The 18,445-nt window shown below is 37.4% G+C and carries 15 protein-coding genes and 1 pseudogene; 12 read left to right on the forward strand and 4 right to left on the reverse strand.

The genetic code is table 11. The features are described from left to right. Positions 1 to 49: 49 nt before the first annotated feature. Positions 50 to 928 carry a cation diffusion facilitator family transporter gene (locus EHR_RS06035; protein ID WP_010737041.1) on the reverse strand — a complete coding sequence of 293 codons (879 nt, stop codon included), beginning with the start codon at positions 926 to 928 and terminating at the stop codon, positions 50 to 52. Between the two features lie 294 nt (positions 929 to 1,222). Here EHR_RS06035 and EHR_RS06040 point away from each other — a divergent pair, with 294 nt between their 5' ends. Then, positions 1,223 to 2,680, forward strand: a complete 1,458-nt coding sequence (locus EHR_RS06040; RefSeq protein WP_010737042.1) for an NAD-dependent succinate-semialdehyde dehydrogenase — start codon at positions 1,223 to 1,225, stop codon at positions 2,678 to 2,680. Between the two features lie 75 nt (positions 2,681 to 2,755). On the opposite strand, the gene EHR_RS06045 is transcribed toward EHR_RS06040, so the two are convergent. Both EHR_RS06045 and EHR_RS06050 read right to left on the reverse strand, forming a co-directional pair. After that, a complete protein-coding gene (locus tag EHR_RS06045; protein ID WP_002317103.1) occupies positions 2,756 to 3,712 on the reverse strand; it encodes a glycosyltransferase family 2 protein in 957 nt (318 codons plus the stop codon). Between the two features lie 171 nt (positions 3,713 to 3,883). Then, positions 3,884 to 4,237, reverse strand: coding sequence for a PepSY domain-containing protein (locus EHR_RS06050; protein WP_002317104.1), 354 nt, complete (start codon positions 4,235 to 4,237; stop codon positions 3,884 to 3,886). A gap of 198 nt (positions 4,238 to 4,435) precedes the next feature. Here EHR_RS06050 and pepA point away from each other — a divergent pair, with 198 nt between their 5' ends. From pepA to ytpR, 4 genes are all read left to right on the forward strand, one after another. Further along, entirely contained in the window at positions 4,436 to 5,515 is a 1,080-nt protein-coding gene (pepA, locus tag EHR_RS06055; protein ID WP_010720947.1) for a glutamyl aminopeptidase, read from the forward strand. A gap of 415 nt (positions 5,516 to 5,930) precedes the next feature. Further along, complete coding sequence (locus tag EHR_RS06060) at positions 5,931 to 6,251, forward strand: thioredoxin family protein (protein WP_010737043.1); 321 nt, start codon at positions 5,931 to 5,933, stop codon at positions 6,249 to 6,251. Positions 6,252 to 6,280: 29 nt separating this feature from the next. Then, positions 6,281 to 6,748, forward strand: coding sequence for a universal stress protein (locus EHR_RS06065; protein WP_002317107.1), 468 nt, complete (start codon positions 6,281 to 6,283; stop codon positions 6,746 to 6,748). Between the two features lie 308 nt (positions 6,749 to 7,056). Next, on the forward strand, positions 7,057 to 7,662 hold the full coding sequence (ytpR, locus tag EHR_RS06070; RefSeq protein ID WP_010737044.1) for a YtpR family tRNA-binding protein: 606 nt from the start codon (positions 7,057 to 7,059) through the stop codon (positions 7,660 to 7,662). A 57-nt stretch (positions 7,663 to 7,719) separates the two neighbouring features. On the opposite strand, the gene EHR_RS06075 is transcribed toward ytpR, so the two are convergent. After that, positions 7,720 to 9,006: a S1C family serine protease gene (locus EHR_RS06075; RefSeq protein WP_010737045.1), complete on the reverse strand. Its 1,287-nt coding sequence runs from the start codon at positions 9,004 to 9,006 to the stop codon at positions 7,720 to 7,722. 452 nt (positions 9,007 to 9,458) lie between these two features. On the opposite strand from EHR_RS06075, the gene rlmH reads away from it, so the two are divergent. From rlmH to EHR_RS06110, 7 genes and pseudogenes are all read left to right on the forward strand, one after another. Further along, positions 9,459 to 9,938 (forward strand): 23S rRNA (pseudouridine(1915)-N(3))-methyltransferase RlmH, encoded by a 480-nt coding sequence (gene rlmH, locus EHR_RS06080; RefSeq protein WP_002317110.1) that lies wholly within the window; start codon positions 9,459 to 9,461, stop codon positions 9,936 to 9,938. A 49-nt stretch (positions 9,939 to 9,987) separates the two neighbouring features. Beyond that, entirely contained in the window at positions 9,988 to 10,836 is an 849-nt protein-coding gene (locus EHR_RS06085; RefSeq protein ID WP_010737046.1) for an LEM-3-like GIY-YIG domain-containing protein, read from the forward strand. A gap of 875 nt (positions 10,837 to 11,711) precedes the next feature. Beyond that, the gene (locus tag EHR_RS06090; RefSeq protein ID WP_010737047.1) at positions 11,712 to 13,358 is read left to right on the forward strand and encodes a glycosyltransferase family protein; all 1,647 of its coding nucleotides are present in this window, start codon (positions 11,712 to 11,714) and stop codon (positions 13,356 to 13,358) included. 568 nt (positions 13,359 to 13,926) lie between these two features. After that, positions 13,927 to 14,622, forward strand: a complete 696-nt coding sequence (locus tag EHR_RS06095) for a DUF4767 domain-containing protein (RefSeq protein ID WP_010737048.1) — start codon at positions 13,927 to 13,929, stop codon at positions 14,620 to 14,622. 302 nt (positions 14,623 to 14,924) lie between these two features. After that, positions 14,925 to 16,565: a glycosyltransferase family protein gene (locus EHR_RS06100; RefSeq protein WP_010737049.1), complete on the forward strand. Its 1,641-nt coding sequence runs from the start codon at positions 14,925 to 14,927 to the stop codon at positions 16,563 to 16,565. A gap of 457 nt (positions 16,566 to 17,022) precedes the next feature. Next, a pseudogene (locus tag EHR_RS06105) lies at positions 17,023 to 17,766 on the forward strand (Tim44 domain-containing protein). 361 nt (positions 17,767 to 18,127) lie between these two features. Beyond that, positions 18,128 to 18,445, forward strand: a complete 318-nt coding sequence (locus EHR_RS06110; protein WP_196763502.1) for a PTS sugar transporter subunit IIB — start codon at positions 18,128 to 18,130, stop codon at positions 18,443 to 18,445.

The raw sequence follows: 18,445 nt of genomic DNA on the forward strand, positions 1-18,445 counted from the left end.
TCGCTTTTCAAAAAAGCGAATGATTCTTTTTTCATTTTTTATCAGCTATTCAAGACTTCTCCACAGGCTCGACATGTACATCTGTTTCGTGGACTTGGAATTGTTCAAATAAAGTGTGTTCGATCAAATCAGAAATATCATGACTTTCTTTGACAGTCAAATTAGGGTCCATGGTAACAGTGATATCTACATAGGTATTTGAACCATAAGTACGCCCTTTGATACTCTTCACGCTTTGGACTTCCGGGATGTTATTGACTGCTTGTTTGTAGCGCTCTAATTTTTGTTGGTCAAAGCCATCAGATAAAGAAAAGGAGCTTTCTCTAAAGATATCAACCGCTGTTTTTAAAATCAATAAACCCACGACGATTGCAGCGGCACTATCCAACCAACCCAAATTGAAGGAGGCCGCAAACACTGCCACGGCCGTACCGATACTTGTCCACGCGTCACTAAGATTGTCTTTCGCAGCAGCTAGTAAACCAGGACTGTTGACTTTTGTGGCTAGTTTTTTATTAAAGAGATAAACCCCGTACATGATCAGCGCTGAGACAATCCCAACAATGGCTGCGGTCATATCGGGTGATTCCATTTTTTTGTCAGTAATCGAGAGAATCGAAGAGTACAAGACTTCCAGACCAACCAATAACATAATAAACGAAGTGATTAAACTTGCAATATTTTCGGCTTTCCAGTGACCATAGCGATGTTCAGTGTCTGCAGGTTTGCGTGAGATTCTCAAACCGATCAATACAGCAACTGAAGCTAGGATATCCGTAAAATTGTTTAAGCCATCTGCTCTTAACGCTTCAGAATTTGCGAGATTCCCGATAGTCAACTTCAGTATCGAGACTACGATATAAGCGACAATACTGATGATTGCACCTAATTCTGCTTGTTTCAATTGTTTATATCTGTCTTTGTTCACACATTTTTACTCCAACATAAAGTATTTTATTATCTTATAATATTTTCGAATAAAATCACTAAAAGTGTGGAAAATATAATGGTTTTGGATAGGCGAAATTTGGAACTATCCCGAGCTTAACTGAATCGATAGGAGCAGCGAATCAAAGGGGATCAGCTATGATGACACCTGCAGTAGATTCAGAAATCAGCTAAAAACAAAAAGCAGGAAAGTCATCTGATGCGTATGCTTTGAGCTTTAAATTTAACCGTGTTAGGGTAGATTTGTACCGAATAAGAAGGAGGAAAGAGACACATGGCAAAAAGAGATTTACCAAAAGTCGAAACTCGTCTTTATATCAATGGCAAATGGCAGACAGGAACAGAAGGTACCTTCGAGGTGATCAACCCTGCAACAGGTGAAACCTTAGCGAATGTTCAAAAAGGTGGAGAAAGTGAAACACATGAAGCAATCAAAGCCGCTAAGAAAGCATTTGAAGAGTGGTCAAAAACTTCTCCTGCTCAACGGGCAAAATTAATGAACAAGATGGCAGATCTAGTGGAAGAAGACAGTGAACGTTTAGCTACGATCATGACGATGGAACAAGGAAAGCCACTCAAACAAGCTGCTTCAGAAATCAACACGAATGTTGAAAATTTGCGGTGGAATGCTGCCGAAGGGCAAAGAATCTTAGGCGAGATCATTCCTTCTCCGGCAACCAATGAATGGCAAGTACGTAAAGAACCAGTTGGAGTAGTAGGTGCAATCACTCCTTGGAACTTTCCATCCAATATGATTATCCGTAAGATATCTCCAGCAATCGCGGCTGGCTGCACGGTTATCTTAAAACCAGCAAAAGCGACACCGCTTTCTGCATTGGCGTTAATGGAGCTTTTTGATCAAGCTGGCTTTCCTCCAGGGGTCGTTAATATCGTGACTGGAGACTCCTCAACGATCGGTAAAATTCTAACCGAATCAGAAGACGTGCAAAAAATCACTTTCACTGGTTCGACAGAAGTAGGTCAAATCTTAAATAAACAAGCAGCATCAACGTTGAAAAAAGTTTCCATGGAACTAGGCGGACATGCGCCGTTGATTATTTTTCCAGATGCAGATTTAGAATTAGCAACGGATCAATTGATCAAAACAAAATTCATCAATAACGGACAAGTATGTACGTCGCCTAATCGAATTTTTCTTCATGAAGCAATCAAAGAAGAAGCTACGAAATTGATCGTCGAAAAAATCAAACAAGTATCCGTTGGTAATGGCTTAGATGATCCAACGACAGGTCCTTTGATTAATCAAGAAGGTGTAGAAAAGGTAGAAGAACAAATCAAAGATGCCGTAGATAAAGGAGCCAAGATTTTAGCAGGTGGGCAACGACTGACAGAAGGCGAGTATGCGCATGGTTATTTCTTTGAACCCACTGTTTTGGATGGTGTAACGAAGGAAATGGACATCTTTTATCAAGAAACCTTTGGACCAGTGATTCCGTTGATTGCTTTTAAGGAAGAAGAGGAAGTGATCAAAGACGCCAATGATACCATCTTTGGGTTAGCTTCTTACTTCTTCGCAACGAATATCCACACGATCGCGAATGTTAGCCAAAAACTCCAATATGGGATGGTCGGTGTCAATGATACAGCTATTTCAAATTCAGCTACGCCATTTGGAGGGGTCAAGCATTCAGGCTTTGGTCGGGAAAATGGAACTTACGGTGTGGAAGAATATGTAGTAGCGAAGTTTGTGACGATTCGGACAGCTAAATAACTAGCGTATCAAAAAGCAAAAAAATAACCAAAGAAGCTAGATTCTTCCCAGCTAGTTTCTTTGGTTATTTCTACGTTATTTCTGTTGTTCTTGCTTTCGACATTCATGATAGACATGATAGAGATTTAGTTCATATTCTTTTTTGGCATTCGTTACAACAGTATCTAAAATCAACCCAGTAACTAATGAAAGTAAGGCAAGGATCATCAATCCGGTACTTAAAATAGCAGAAGGTACCCGTGTGATAAAGTGAGTCAGCATATACTCTCGGATCACTGGAACACCGGCAAATAAGCCGAATACAAAAAAGAAAAAGGTCCAGATGCCAAAAAACATCAATGGTTTGTAGTCTTTCCACATTTTAACGATCATCATGATCACTTTAAATCCATCAGAAAATGTATTCAGTTTCGATTCACTGCCTTCTGGACGGTCTCGGTAATCGATCGGCAATTCGACCAATTTGAATTTTTTGTCTAAGGCATGGATCGTCAGTTCAGTTTCGATTTGGAATCCGGAACTCATGATCGGGAAACTTTTGACAAAAATACGATTAAATCCTCGATAGCCTGTCATGACGTCTCGTATTTTTGTTTTATATAATCGTGTGATTGTGTTTTTCACTAAATTATTCCCAAAATCATGAAACGGACGTTTGTTTTCGTCAAAGTAAGTCCCATTTGAAAGTCGGTCACCAATTACCATATCCGCTTCACCTGAGCGAAGTTTATCCAGTAATCCATGCACCGCTTCGGCAGGATAGGTATCATCACCATCCACCATGAGATAGTAATCTGCATCAATATCAAAAAACATTTGCCGAATGACATTTCCTTTCCCTTGTCTTGGTTCTTTTTTGACGATTGCCCCACACGCCACGGCAAGTTCATAGGTGGTGTCAGTCGAATTGTTGTCATATACGTAAATCTCTGCTTCCGGTAATTCTCGTCTAAAGTCTGCAATGACTGTTGAAATCGTCGCTTCTTCATTATAACAAGGAATCAGAACAGCAATTTTCTCTTGTTGTTCCATTTTTCACTCTCCTTAAATCATAGAAAACAAAATCTCTATTAAGAATACTGTATCAAATTCTTAAATGCTAGTACCTAGAGAGAATTTTCACTTCTTTTTGTTTCCATTGTAAAAAGCCCCGTATAAAACCACTATTTTTATATTAATGGTGATGGCTGAGGCTTCGCTTTATTAAATCAATTCATTCTTTTTTCTTGAAATCTCTAACACGGTGCCGGTATACGCATCCGCTAAAAATTCGTAGCAAATGATTTCGCCATCTTCCAGGCGGGAAATCCCTCCACGATAAGCTTTGGAATGGATCGCAAATTTTCTAGTCGGTTCTTTTTCAAATGAGATCCAAGACCCCTCGATGGAGCCTTCTTTTAAGAATGATTCTTTGACTTGTTCTAAGACTTGATCAGCTGATAACGTTTTCTTACGTTGATACAAAACCATTGAAGTGATGCCACTGATTAAACCAAGTCCGATACCTATAGCAAGACCGTTTTTAAAATTATTTGACTCACATTCTTCAGAATACATACGTCTTACCTCCTTCTTTGTCCAAAAAGATTATCTTCATTTATTCTACCATACTCTGTGTTTTTCTTAGAAATAAATAACCGCTATCAATTAAAATAAGCTATAATAAATGTGAGTGATTGACTAAGAGCAATACAAATTAGTCAGTCAACTATAAATTTGAGAGGAGCATAGTCTGAATCTTAGGCGAACTTTATTATGGATGAAAAAACATTTCAACGAATCAAAGAGTTAACAGAACTTCAAGGAACAAGTGGTTTTGAACAAGACATTCGTGCGTATATGGAAGCGCACATGGAACCCTTAGTGGACGAATTACAACTAGATGGTTTAGGTGGAATCTTTGGCTTACGCCAACATGAAGAGGCAGATGCCCCACGTGTGATGGTTGCGGCTCATATGGATGAAGTAGGATTTATGCTAACCCAAATCCAGGACAACGGTTTATTCAAAGTTGTACCTTTAGGTGGCTGGAATCCGTATGTGGTTTCTGCTCAACGCTACACATTGAAGACTTCTTCTGGCAAAAATTACCCATGTATTTCTTCTTCTGTTCCACCACATTTATTACGTGGAACAAGCGGCCAAAAATCAGTGGAAGTGACAGATATCTTATTTGATGCTGGTTTTGAATCACGTGAAGAAGCAATGAGCTTTGGCGTATTGCCAGGCGATACGATCGTACCATTCGCTGAAACCATCAAAACGGCTAATGGCAAAAATATCATCAGTAAATCATGGGATAACCGCTATGGTTGTACAATGGTGTTAGAAGCGTTAGAAGCGCTGCAAAATGAAAAACTAGGTCATACATTGATCGCAGGAGCAAATGTGCAAGAAGAAGTTGGCTTACGTGGATCAAAAGCTTCTGTCAACAAATTCAAACCTGATTTATTCTTTGCAGTCGATTGCTCAGCAGCAGACGATACGGTAACGAAAAAAGGGACATTCGGACATCTAGGTGAAGGAACGTTGATGCGTATCCAAGACCCAGGATTGATCATGTTACCACGCTTGCGTGAATACTTATTAGACGTGGCTGAAACAAACAACATTCCTTACCAATACTTTGTCTCAAAAGGCGGCACAGATGCAGGTGCGGCACATACACAAAACGAAGGAATCCCAAGTACGGTGATCGGAGTCGTAGGACGCTACATTCATACACATCAAACAATGTTTAGCATTCGTGACTTTGAAGCAGCAAGAGAGATGTTAATCCAAACATTAAAAGGATTAGACAAATCGACTGTCAATACGATCGTTTACGGAAAATAAGAATACATCCTTTAAACGAAGTGAAACGAGAACCATGGATCGTGGAACAGAGATAAGCGAAGGATAGTATAAATAGTTAAGAAGAGGCTGTGAAAGAAGCGTTTAGCTCCGAGCGAATAAGAGAGGATTTTTTAAAATAGCTCCTCATATTTTAGAAAATCATCGCTTATTGTTGAGGAGTTGCTTCTTGAACACCGTTTATTCGTTTTTAGAGATACTAGAAGAGACTGAGACAAGTTTTGTCTCGGCCTCTTCTTGTTTTGACGTCAGTCAGTAAATACGGGGGAAATCGGTGAATCGTTTTTTTGGTTGAAGCACCTGAATTTTTTGAATACAAAAGTGAGGACTGGTTAGGAGTTGGTGACTTTTAAAGAAAGGTGTATAATTTAAATATAAGAAGAAAAGAGGGACAGCAATGATTATTCCAAAAAACTTAGAAGAATTAGCAGGTTACGTTGAAAAAGGGAACAGTGTCTTTTTCTTTACCGCAGATTGGTGTGGCGATTGTCGCTTTATCAAGCCTCAAATGCCAGAAATAGAAAATGATTTTGCCGCATGGCGTTTTATTGAAGTCGATCGTGACAAATACATAGATGTAGCCGCTGAGTGGAACATTTTTGGAATCCCAAGTTTTGTAGTGATCAAAGACGGTAAAGAATTAGGTCGTCTAGTGAATAAAGATCGGAAAACAAAACAAGAAATCGAGGATTTTTTAAATCGTGTGACGAACGGCTAACATCTGGATATTTGTTAGGAGGGATCAGGATGGAACAAGAATATAAAAATATTTTGGTCGGGATCGATGGAAGTGAGCAAGCACTTTCTGCCTTTAAAAAAGCAGTTGAGGTTGCTCGAAGAAACGACGGAACCGTCTATGTAGCAAATGTGATCGACCAACAATTTTATAATTTCATGGGCTATGTCCCAATAGATCAAACGCTAGTTGACCAACAAACAGAAGCAGCGAAACAAATGATCGAAGACTGCAAAGCTTATGGAAAAACAGTTGACTATCAAAAAATCGAAGGAATCGTCGCTTATGGTTCTGTTAGAGAATCAATGGCAGTCAACTTACCAAAAAAATATGCGATCGATTTGATCATGGTCGGTCAATCAGGATTAAATGCGGTTGAACGATTTATGACAGGTAGTGTTTCCAGCTATGTCATCCGCCGAGCACCATGTGATGTCTTGATTGTCTCTGATGAAGTGGAGAACAACACCGACAATTAAATACGTTAACTAAGAGATAGTGAAATGCCTAGCTCTAAGAAATAAGCCGGAGAATCCGAAAATAGTTCCTCCTATTTTTGGGATTCTCCGGCAAATTTTCTGATAGAGTGACTTTTTGCATGCTGTTTACTCGTTTTTAGAGTGAAGGGCAAGATATCTTTCACAGGCTCGTTGCTATTGAAAATTCTTGCGATTCCATAACTAAGAAAATAGTTGTTCGCACTTTTTTTGAAGAATGAAAAAAAGCATGCACAAAAACTTTTTTTTTGTTAAGATAAATGTCAGCAAAGGATAATGGAGGAAAAAACATGATTTTTGCTTATAATAAAGCGCACGTGGGAGATACCTTGATGGTCATCGTCTCAAATGACAATGGAACCGAAAATACGGTCATCCGTAAATGGAATGTTGCTCAAATCAAAGATGAAACAGGACAAATCGTTGGCTGGAATTTTTTCCATATCTCCGACCATCTTACGATCGAAGGTAACGGACAAGTCAAACTAACAGAAGAACAAATTGCACAGTTGAACCGCTTGATCAAAGAAGCTGGTTTTGAAGAAACGTTAACAGAAGAAAATGAACCAAAAATCGTTGTTGGCTACGTCAAAACTTGCGTACCACATCCTGATTCTGATCACTTATCGATCACTGAAACACAAGTAGGAAAAGAGGAAGTCTTACAAATCGTTTGTGGCGCTCCGAACATTGAAGCAGGACAAAAAGTCGTTGTTGCCAAACCAGGAGCTATGATGCCTGATGGAATGATGATTTGGCCAGGAACATTACGTGGGGTTGAAAGTCACGGAATGATTTGTTCGGCAAAAGAATTACAATTACCAGATGCACCGAAAGAAAAAGGGATCCTTGTTTTACCAGAAGATGCAGTGATTGGCGAAGCATTTCCAAAATAAGCAAAAAACAGCACAGTTGCCGAGCAACCGTGCTGTTTTTGTATAGGAAATTAGTTATTAGTTACCAGAGTTCTCTGATTGGCTTTGTTTTAATGCGGATTGATCAATTGTTAATTGAATTGTTGTTGTTTTCTTTTCTTTTCCGCGATAGTAAGTGACCTTCACTGAATCGCCGACTTTTTTCTGATACAAGACAGATTGTAATTCTACACCAGAAGAAACATCAGTATCATCGATTTTTGTAATGACATCATATTGTTTCAAGCCAGCTTTTTCTGCAGGTGTCGCCGGTTGAACGCTGGTAACAATCACACCATTTGTCACAGATTCAGGAATTTTCAAGATTTGTTCTTGTTGTTGGGTTGAAACGGCTGAAAGGTCAACCATTGTGATCCCTAGAGCAGGACGGGTTACTTTTCCATCTTTTTCAAGTTGGTTGATAATATTTACTACATCGTTACTTGGGATCGCAAAGCCCATTCCTTCCACGCTTACACCTGATGAAGAAGCAGAAGTACTTGCAATTTTACTTGAATTGATCCCGATCACTTGACCTTCGATATTAACTAATGGACCACCAGAATTACCAGGGTTGATCGCAGCATCTGTTTGGATCGCATTGATATTGACCGTTTGATTTGACTCGTTCGTGCTGGTTACTTGGCGATTCAATGAAGAGATAATCCCCGAAGTCACAGAGTTGGCATATTCAGAACCTAAAGGAGAACCAATTGCGATCGCCGGTTCACCTACTTTCAATGAATTAGAGTCACCAAATGAAGCAACTTTGTTCACTTTATCTGCACTGATTTTCAAAACGGCTAAGTCAGAATAAGCATCCGTCCCGACTAATTCAGCTTTGACTTTTGTTCCATCTTTTAATAAAACTTCTAATCCTTGTTGGCCTTCCACTACGTGATTATTCGTTACGATATAAGCGGAATTACCACTTTTTTTGTAGATGACACCACTACCTTCACTAGAAGCCTCTAGGTTGCTATCATCAGAACTTTCTTGTTGTTGTTGGCCAAACAGTTGCCCAAAGCCGTTGGTCCCTTGATTTTGGCTTTGAAGATTGATAACAGATACCACCGCATCTTGGACTTTATCGACCGCATTCGTAATATCTGAATCGACATTGACTTTGACATTCTCAACGACAGTTTCGCCCGCTGAATTTTGATGACCACCCGAATTTGACGCTGCGTTTCCAGAACCCATGACAGCATAAAAAATACCAGCCGTTACCAAGCCCCCAATAATTCCACCGACTAAGCCTAGACCCAGCTTACGCCAGATTCCATTATTCTTTTTCATTTTTGGTGTCACATCTTTTCTCTCCATGTGATCTGCCTCCATTTATCATTTTCTTCTATCTCTAAGTATAGACTTATTTGTTAAGATTAGTCTACTTGGAGACTATGAACTTTTTATGAAAAACTTTAGGAAAAATCATTGCGTTCAGATGAAAAAATAAGAAAAAAGTTTTCCACAAATCCTGTGTAGAAATCAGCGGAAAACTCGCAGAAAAACAATACCCTTTTTTATCCACAAGATGTGGACAACGTGGATAAATCAGTGCAAAACATACGTTTGCTTAAGAAATACTTATAAAATAAGCCAAAATCATCGTCTTTTCTGTGGATAAACCTGTGGATGATGTGTATAACTATGTGGGAATCTTTAAATAAATAAAAAATAACTCGCTTTTTCTTTTAGCAAACATTTCGTTATAATAGAAAAGAAGGAAATACGAACAACGAACAATGAAAAAGACAAATGAAGGAGTAAAGCAATTGAATATCAAAATCATTTCAGTCGGTAAACTAAAAGAGAAATACTTGATTCAAGGAATCAATGAATACGTCAAAAGGCTGCAAGCATACGCTAAAATCGAACGAATCGAAGTCCCCGATGAAAAAGCACCTGAGAACTTGAGTGAAGCTCAAATGCGCCAAGTCAAAGAAAAAGAAGGCGAGCGGATCTTGAGCAAAATCAAAGAACAAGAATACGTCTACGCACTAGCGATCGAAGGGAAAAATCCAACCAGTGAAGCTTTCGCCAAAGAAATCGACCAACTAGGAATCCAAGGGAAAAGCCAGATCACTTTTGTCATCGGTGGTTCACTCGGCTTAAGCGAAGCCGTCATGAAACGCAGCAACGCCCAAATCTCATTTGGTAAAATGACCTATCCCCACCAACTCATGCGCTTGATCCTCGTCGAACAAATCTACCGCGCTTTTCGGATCAATGCGGGTGCGCCTTATCATAAATAATGATATTTTTTCTGAGACAGGGAAAAAATAGTGAAACAGAGGAGTATAAATGAGTGAACTTAAAAAATTTTCTACATCTACTTTAGCTGAGTTGCAAAAAGATGAAAAACATCCTTACTATGTTTACTGTTTGGTTGATCCTAGAAACAACCAGACTTTTTATATTGGGAAAGGAAAAGGAAATCGTATTTTTGCCCATCGTCAAGCGGCACTGAATATGCTAAGAAAATCAGATTTACTTGAAGAAAATGAGACAGTTAGAACATTAAAAATAAAAACAATTCAAGAAATAAATGGGATGAAACTGAAAATATCGAGCTATATACTTAGCTATGGCTTAACGGAGAGTGAAGCTTATGCAAGCGAAAATGCATTGATCAATTATGCTCAATTGATCCAAGGTCTTTCGTTAACGAATTTAGTAAAAGGACATGGATCTAAGGCGATGTCAGTTGAAGAAATCGAAGACCGATATGGGTTTCAACCGATGTCTATAAATGAAATAGCGACGAATGAGTTGATTCTAGCAGTAAAAGTAAGAGATGCGTTCAATCTTTCTAAAGATGAGTCACAAGAATATCCAATCGATGACAGATTTCGTGATGATAATAATTTAAAATCCCGTACGCTAGGTAACTGGGTAATCGGTCGTGATAAGATACATCGGATTCGCTATGTTATAGCTGTTAATACAGGAGCAGATAATGCGGTTGTTGCAGCATATAAAGTTTCTTCTCAATATTCTGAATCGAAGAAATTTGAAAATGGTCGAACACGCTATGCGTTTCAGGCATTATCGAATAGAGAAGATACTTTGCGAGAACTTAATTTATATAAACGATCTTTACCAGATATCAAATTTGGTAGTGGGAGTGCAATTGCATATATTAACAATTAGAACGATGATTATTATAATCATTTCCAATGGTATTTTTGGTAGTAGTTACCTGAAATAAATATAATTTTAAATATATATTATATCCATGAAGAGAGTGGGACAATAGTCAGAAAAAATCTGATTATTGTCCCATTTTTTGATTTTAAGGTACACAAAAATCAAAAAAATTTGTATGATTATAAATCCGTTTTTTACTCATATTCCAACATCTTAATAAATGTTTTTTACGTTTTTTTGAAAGAAAGTACGTTACTTAATGAAATTTGGCACGATAAAGTCTATCAATGAATGTCTAGAGATAGGGATCTATTTTTTGTTGGTTTCGGCTTATTTCAAGGGGCTACTGCTTAAACAGCGCTTTAGAGTGAATGATAAGATTGAGGTTCCAAATAAATCTTTAAATAAAAATAACGATATTTTGAATCATCAACTCGATGAAGCCTTTTCATGTCTATGTTATAGGTTATTAAATGACAAAACTAGTTGTTTTTTGATAAAATCACATACGTTATAAATTGAAATCTGTCAGTTGTTTAGAAGGGAGAAGGGATCAATGAAACCATCTATTCGTCAATGGATAGCTTAGGATTTAATAATGGATCTTGAGGTAACTAACTCATATGTTGAAAATAATCACACCTTTTCATTATTCAAAAGATGAAAAAAATAATGAATGAGTGAGAGAATAGAAAAAATATTTTCTTGCTGATTAGGTATAGTGTATTTCATGTTAGTTAAGAAAAATAAGTATGTCATAAACATAACTAGCAAGCTCTTTTAATATGAAATGATAAAAATGAGAGTGATTCACCCAATGAATAATCACTGAGTCATTTCAAATAGAGTAACGTATGAAAGGAGAAATAAAAATTGTTATGAGATTCAATCGAAAAATCATTTTGTTTGTTCTGCTAATAGCTATTGCAAGCACTTATTCCTTTATCTTTTTTAATAATACAGAAAAGATCGCAACGACAGGAGATATTGCTTTTCATTTTTCCAGGATCAAAGGATTGGCTTCTGTATTTTCGGGTCCGATCAATTTTACTACATTCAATAGTTATGGTGGTGGGGTCAACTTTTTTTATCCTTATCTAACCCTGTTTCCAGCTGTAATCTTTTACTGGATTACCCATAATTTGATCTTAAGTTATATGTTATATGTTTGGGTACTGAATGTGTGTACAATCCTCATCACCTTCTATTACGGACGGAAATTTTTTAAACGTGTAGATGCGGCATTTTTATTTAGTTGTTTCTATACTTTTTACGGGTATCGAATGATCGATATTTACCAACGTTCAGCGATTTCAGAATCAATTGCTCTGACGATTATGCCAGTAGTCCTCTACTACACGTATAGACTTCTTTTTGAAAAGAAGAATTGTGTGATTCCTTTAGCTGTTAGTATGAGTTTGCTTATTTATACGCATGCTCTTTTTACGTTTATGAGCGTAATAGTTATTGGGCTTTTGTTTATCGGTTCACTTTTGGCTAAACGAAAAAAGAAAGAAAATGTTTTGGACTTGTTTGTTGGAATGACAAAAGCTGTCGGCTGGACGACTCTTTTAACAGCGTATGTTTGGTACCCAATGCTGCAGCAAGTCCTGCATCAAAGCATCAATCGTCCTTTCCGCACAAACCTTCAGGAGCGGGGAGTGAACATTTTTGAAAGTTTGTTTGGTGCGATGACTAATGATTTGACGACATTTACAATGGGAACGATTGGTGTCGTGTCATTAGTCCTCCCGCTTTTCTTTTTGAAAAGATTTGAACGAAGAGAAAGAGTCATTTATTTTTGTGCAGTAGCTACGTGGTTTTTATCGACGAATGTTTTTCCATGGTTTCTTTTACAAAATACACCTATCCAATTGATTCAATTTCCTTGGAGAATCTTAGGATTTCAAGTGCTTTTCGGATCATTGATCTTGGTGATGGTCTTTTTGAAATGCAGACCAGATCAGAAAAAAAGTATATGGTGGATTGGCGGAATCGTCCTCCTGCTTTTGACACTAACAGTAGTAACGAAAATAAATTATACGCAAAAGATCCAATCCTATAACGGTCGTCTGATTATGACAAAAAAAGAGATTAAGCATTACACGACTTCAGGGACAGGGGGACTTTATGATTATGCACCGTCTGATGCGCTGAAATACAAAAATCAGTTGAAAAAACATGAAGTAAAAGTTGGGAATGAATGGAAAAGTAGTTCTCATAAAGCGTATGATTCAAAAATCATTTATACAGTGGAAGATGCGCAAGGGCAAAAAATCACGTTACCTGTGTTTGATTATTGGGGAACCGTTGCGAAAGTAAATGGTCAAACGACTAGCATAGAAAATGATGACGGGTTAGTAGCGGTTAAAGGAAAAGAAGGAACGACTACGATTGAGGTTTCCTCTACCTATCCGCCAACGATGATTCTTGCATTACTAACAAGCGTTGGAACTTTTTTATTTATCTTTATTCGATATTTACTGAGAAGAAAAAATTTAGTAAATAGTAAAATGGTGCTCTGATGAAGGGATCTAAAGTGAATGGCAGTGCAGAACAAACGTGAAATTGAATAAAGAAAATTTATAGAGTTTTCTTTTATTTTGTGGATGAATAAGTTATCTATTAGAGACACCATTTTCAGCCATTTTTGAAATAGCAACCAATGATCGTATTCCTCAACGATACCGCTAGAAACAAGGCGGGCGTTGAGGATTTTTTTGTTAATTGTATCAGTCTATTTGTTTTAGCTGTTTCTCTTGTGCCTAATGGTTTAAGTTTTGTATATTTACAGCAATTACGGAGAATATCTGAACAAAGAGTTAGATGTATTTGATACTAGTCATAATTGATAAATGAGGGATTGCGTTTTTCCGTGTCTCTTTATAGTTGATCAGTATTTTCTATGGCAAACTACTCCTTAGAAATCTACATAAACCTTTTTTTGAGTATCTGATTCTGATTTCGTAACAGTTAAACCAATTTTCTAGTTTGCAGATGAGGGATTGGTTAGAAATAATTTTTCAAATTTTCGGCATAATCTCAAGTTTGGTTTGTTAGAATGAGTGAAACAATCAAGGAGGAGTTTTATTAATGAAAAAGGGGATATTGTTGGCTGTGGGGTTGTTGTTTGTACTAGCTGGTTGCGGAACGGATCAGGCAAAAGATGTTTCAAGTAAATCGACAGACACTATTGTTACAAAAACAAGTAAGACAGGTTCAACAACGACGAAAGAATCTGATAAGACTGAATCATCCAGCTCATCAGAAACAAAGGTAAAAACAGAGTCCACGGCGACGAGTACATCAGAGTCAACTCAAACTACAACGGCTGAGTCTGCGACACCAAGTAGTCAGCCAGTTGAAAAAAATAGTTGGGATGCGAGTAAGGCGACTGAATTAGCTACGTTTATGTCAACTTGGGGTCAGGAAATGGGACAACAGTATAGAAGCTACAATGATCATGTGAATGCTAATTATTATGGATTGCAAGTACCACAATACATTTTTGATGGGCAATGGTCTATGGTGATTGATCAAACACCGGTTACCGTAGAATGGTCAGAAAATGGCAGAGGACAAGCGGGATTTGAATTAGTGGCGATCTACTCTGATATCGATCATCCAAAACCGTCTGGAGCTCATTTGTATTTCTTTGGTTTCCAACAAAATCAACCTAAGGTAATGGTGACTCAGCAAAATCAAGGAAACCCAAACAATTATTTGTATTTCAAAGAGACTGAGAATAATGAATTGAAGAACGGTTTCGAGCGGATTGTGAATAGCTAGAAGAGACGTCCTTCCAAACTTAGAAAGAAAATTTCTTGGAAAAGAAGTTGTGAAAGCATTGGTTAGCTCCGATAATAAGAAGAAAAAATTTTTAGAAACAGCTTCTCGTGTTTTTGAAAAATTTAGGCTTATTTCAAGGAGCTGATGCTTGAACACCATTTATCTGTTTCCAGAGCAAAGAGTGATGTCTCAGTCTTTTTTTCTGTTTCTAAAAGGATAGTTTACTAAATAAAACAGAAAAATTTATGAAAAATTCCAAGAATTACGTTATACTTATTATGATTTTTTGAAAGGAGTTACTAATGAAAACAAAGAAAAAATTGCTCTTATTTGTTATATTAATACTTATTGCGGGTCTTTATTCTGTGAATTATTTTAGGCATGCACAAACGATTTCTACGACAGGAGATATCGCATTTCATCTTTCCAGAATTAAAGGATTATCCTCTATATTATCAGGACCAATCAATTTTACGACTTTTAATAGTTATGGCAGCGGTGTGAACTATTTTTACCCCTACTTGACCCTTTTTCCATCGGTAATTTTTTATTGGATTACCAATAATTTGATCGTAAGTTATATTTTATACGTATGGGTGTTGAATGTTTGTACCATCCTATTGATGTTTTATTATGGTCAAAAATTTTTAAAGCGAGTAGATGCTGCCTTTTTATTTAGCTGTCTGTATACATTTTATAGTTATCGAACGATTGATATTTACCATCGTTCAGCGATTGCAGAAGCGATTGCACTGACGATTATGCCTGTAGTTTTGTATTATGCTTACAAAATGATCTATGAGAAAGCAACGGCTGCGATCCCGTTAGCAATCAGTATGAGTTTGCTTGTTTATACGCATGTTCTCTCTACTTTCATGTGTGCGTTTTTCATTGGAATGATGATCATAGGCAAACTGATTGTGAATAAACTAAATAAGGAAGAAACCATTCGCTTGGTGTTGGAGATGTCAAAAGCTGTGGGAATGACGATTCTTTTAACGGCCTATTTTTGGTATCCTATGTTCAAGCAAACCATGTATCAATCCATCAATCAGCCAGGAAAAACAGATCTGCAAAATCAAGCGATCAATGTATCTGATAGTTTGATTGGGGCCATGAATAATGATTTGGCCTCCTTTACAATCGGGATTATCGGGATTGTTTCTTTGATTCTTCCGCTTGTGTATTTTAAAAAGCTAACGAGCAAGGAAAAAGTGATTTACCTGATTGCAGTAGCTACTTGGTTATTATCAACTAAGCTGGTCCCATGGGCACTATTGCAAAATACACCCGTTCGATTGCTTCAATTTCCTTGGCGGATATTAGGATTTCAGGTACTTTTTGGCTCATTAATTTTATCCATTGTTTTTAATAGGATGGTATTTGGACAGAAAAAAAGAATACTTGGTATTGCAGCGATTGTTTGTTTTATGTTTGTTGTTTCGGCAGCCACTAAAGCCAATTATAATCACAAAGTGCCAACACTAGGTGACCATTTAGAGGTGAATAAAGACACTCTAGGTAGTTACATCACTGTAGGTGTTGGAGGGGTCTTTGACTATGCACCACTAGAAGCCATGAAATATAAGGAGCATGTGCAAAAGCATGAAATAAGAGTAGACAATGAATGGCAAACAGCAGCATATAAAGCTTCTGATTCCAAAATAGTCTATACAGTCAAAGGTGCTAAAGATAAAAAAATCACGTTACCCGTGTTTGATTACTGGGGAACTACAGCAAAAGTGAATGGGCAAAATACCAAGATTGAAAACAATGAAGGATTAGCAACATTTGAAGGAAAAGCAGGAACAACGGTAATTGAAGTTTCTTCTAAGTATCCCTTTACAATGATTCTTGCTTTTATTGTCAGTCTAGGAAGCTATCTTTTTGTTTTTATTCGTTTCTTGATCGGCAAATGTTTCGTTTCGAAAAAAATTGCGTAACATAAATATTCGTACTAGGAAAAAAACTGAAAGATTCGTTAACATCTAGTGAGATCACTAGGTGTTTTTTTATTCTTATTTAGTTCATGATGAATTTCATCAATGATTATTGGATAAGGCAATCTTTCAGATTCGACAGAGATCCTACGCTTATAAGCATTCTTTTTCACCCAGTCAATAGTTAATACAGAATTTGAATAGATCATTATCTAGCAGTCTTGCTTTTAATGCATTGATTAACACTTAACAAGCAGAACCCCAGATTCAACATTCATTTGTTCGTTTATTAATTTTTTTTCATAACTAAGTTATTGCTAGTCAATTTATTGTAAAGTAACGTATGAAATAAATGGACTGATAACGTAGCTTCTGAAATTGCTGTTTGAGCTAGTAGTGTAGCAATGAGGGATTTCAGCGTTAGATTGTTGCTAACAGAAGATGAATGGGGTGGGGGAACATGAAGAAACATTATTTGGCTTGTTTGTTGTGTCTGTTCTTTTTATTTGCTTTGCCAGTACAGGGCTTTGCAGTAGCGGGTGGACATGGAGGTGGCTCAACGAGAAGCGGTGGATCTGGCGGAAGTTTTGGTGGTAGTTCGGTCGGACATCATTTTTATGACGATCGGCCAATTATCGGAAGATCACGAGGGTATTATCGATCAAGTTCATACGGTGACGTAGAGGACTATGTATTAATGGGGGCGTCTGTTGGTGGTTTTGCGGCGTTTGCTTTATTTAAAAGGAAGAAAGAACAGCACAGTGTGACCAGAGAGCTATTTTCTCGTATGCCTGGGAAAAAGAAAGCGAAGAAAAGATTGCTTTCAGAGATCGAAACCAGCTTCTTTGCGATTCAAAACGCTTGGGAACATGAAAAAATGGAAAAAGCCTCGCGCTATTATACGAAAAAATTATTTTTGGAGCATCAACAAGTCTTACAAAAGAATCAAGCAGAAGGTATTAAAAATCATACTAAAAAAATCGTACTGCAACAGTTGGGGAACTATCGTCAAATAGAGGAAGACAGTTTCTCGATCTGAATTGATTTTAGTTGCTATGATTATACGATTGATCGAAAAAATAACCTGCTCTTATCAGGGTACAAGCATCAGCGACAATATTTTTCTCAGATCTGGTATTTCAATTATTCAGACAAAGAACAAAAATGGCAGGTAGATTATATTCAACCGATTTCATTGGGGTAAGGTAACGGTAGGAATGATTAGTGGATACTGAGTTTATTGATAACAAAGCATAAATCAAAAAATGGCATAGAGGGGGGAGCCGTGATCAGAATGAATCTGGTCGGCTCTCTTTTTTTGTGGGAATGTTTTTCTTTTTTAGTGAAGTACGGGGATATTCACAGGAATGTTAGCCAGCTGATGATATGAGCCTAACTATCAGGATTCGTTTTTCAACAGAACTGGTGGAGTAACTAAGAGGAGTATACCCTATAATAGCTAAAAGAGAACCTCACGTTAATTAATTTCCGCTACCTAGGAAAAAAGTAAGTTTGAAAGCGCATACCTCGGTAGCTAAACTAAACGTGTAAGAAAAAAAGGGGAGATGGTAAAGATGGCAAAAAATATTTTGTTGATTTGTGGTTCGGGTGCTTCTAGTGGATTTATGGCGGCTGCTATTCGAAAAGCAGCGAAAAAAAGAGGGGAAGAAGTAACTGTGAAAGCGGCTAGTGAGTCGCAATTGGATGAACGGATCAATGAGATCAATTATCTGTTGATTGGTCCGCATTTGTCTTATATGTTGGCAGATCTCAAAGCACAAATTGAAGGAAAGAACGTGAAAGTAGCAGTCATTCCACAAGCAACCTATGGCACTTTAAATGGAGATAAGGCACTAGATCTGATTTTAAGTATGGAGGGCTAA

The organism is Enterococcus hirae ATCC 9790 (assembly GCF_000271405.2).
Taxonomy (GTDB): Bacteria; Bacillota; Bacilli; order Lactobacillales; family Enterococcaceae; genus Enterococcus_B; species Enterococcus_B hirae.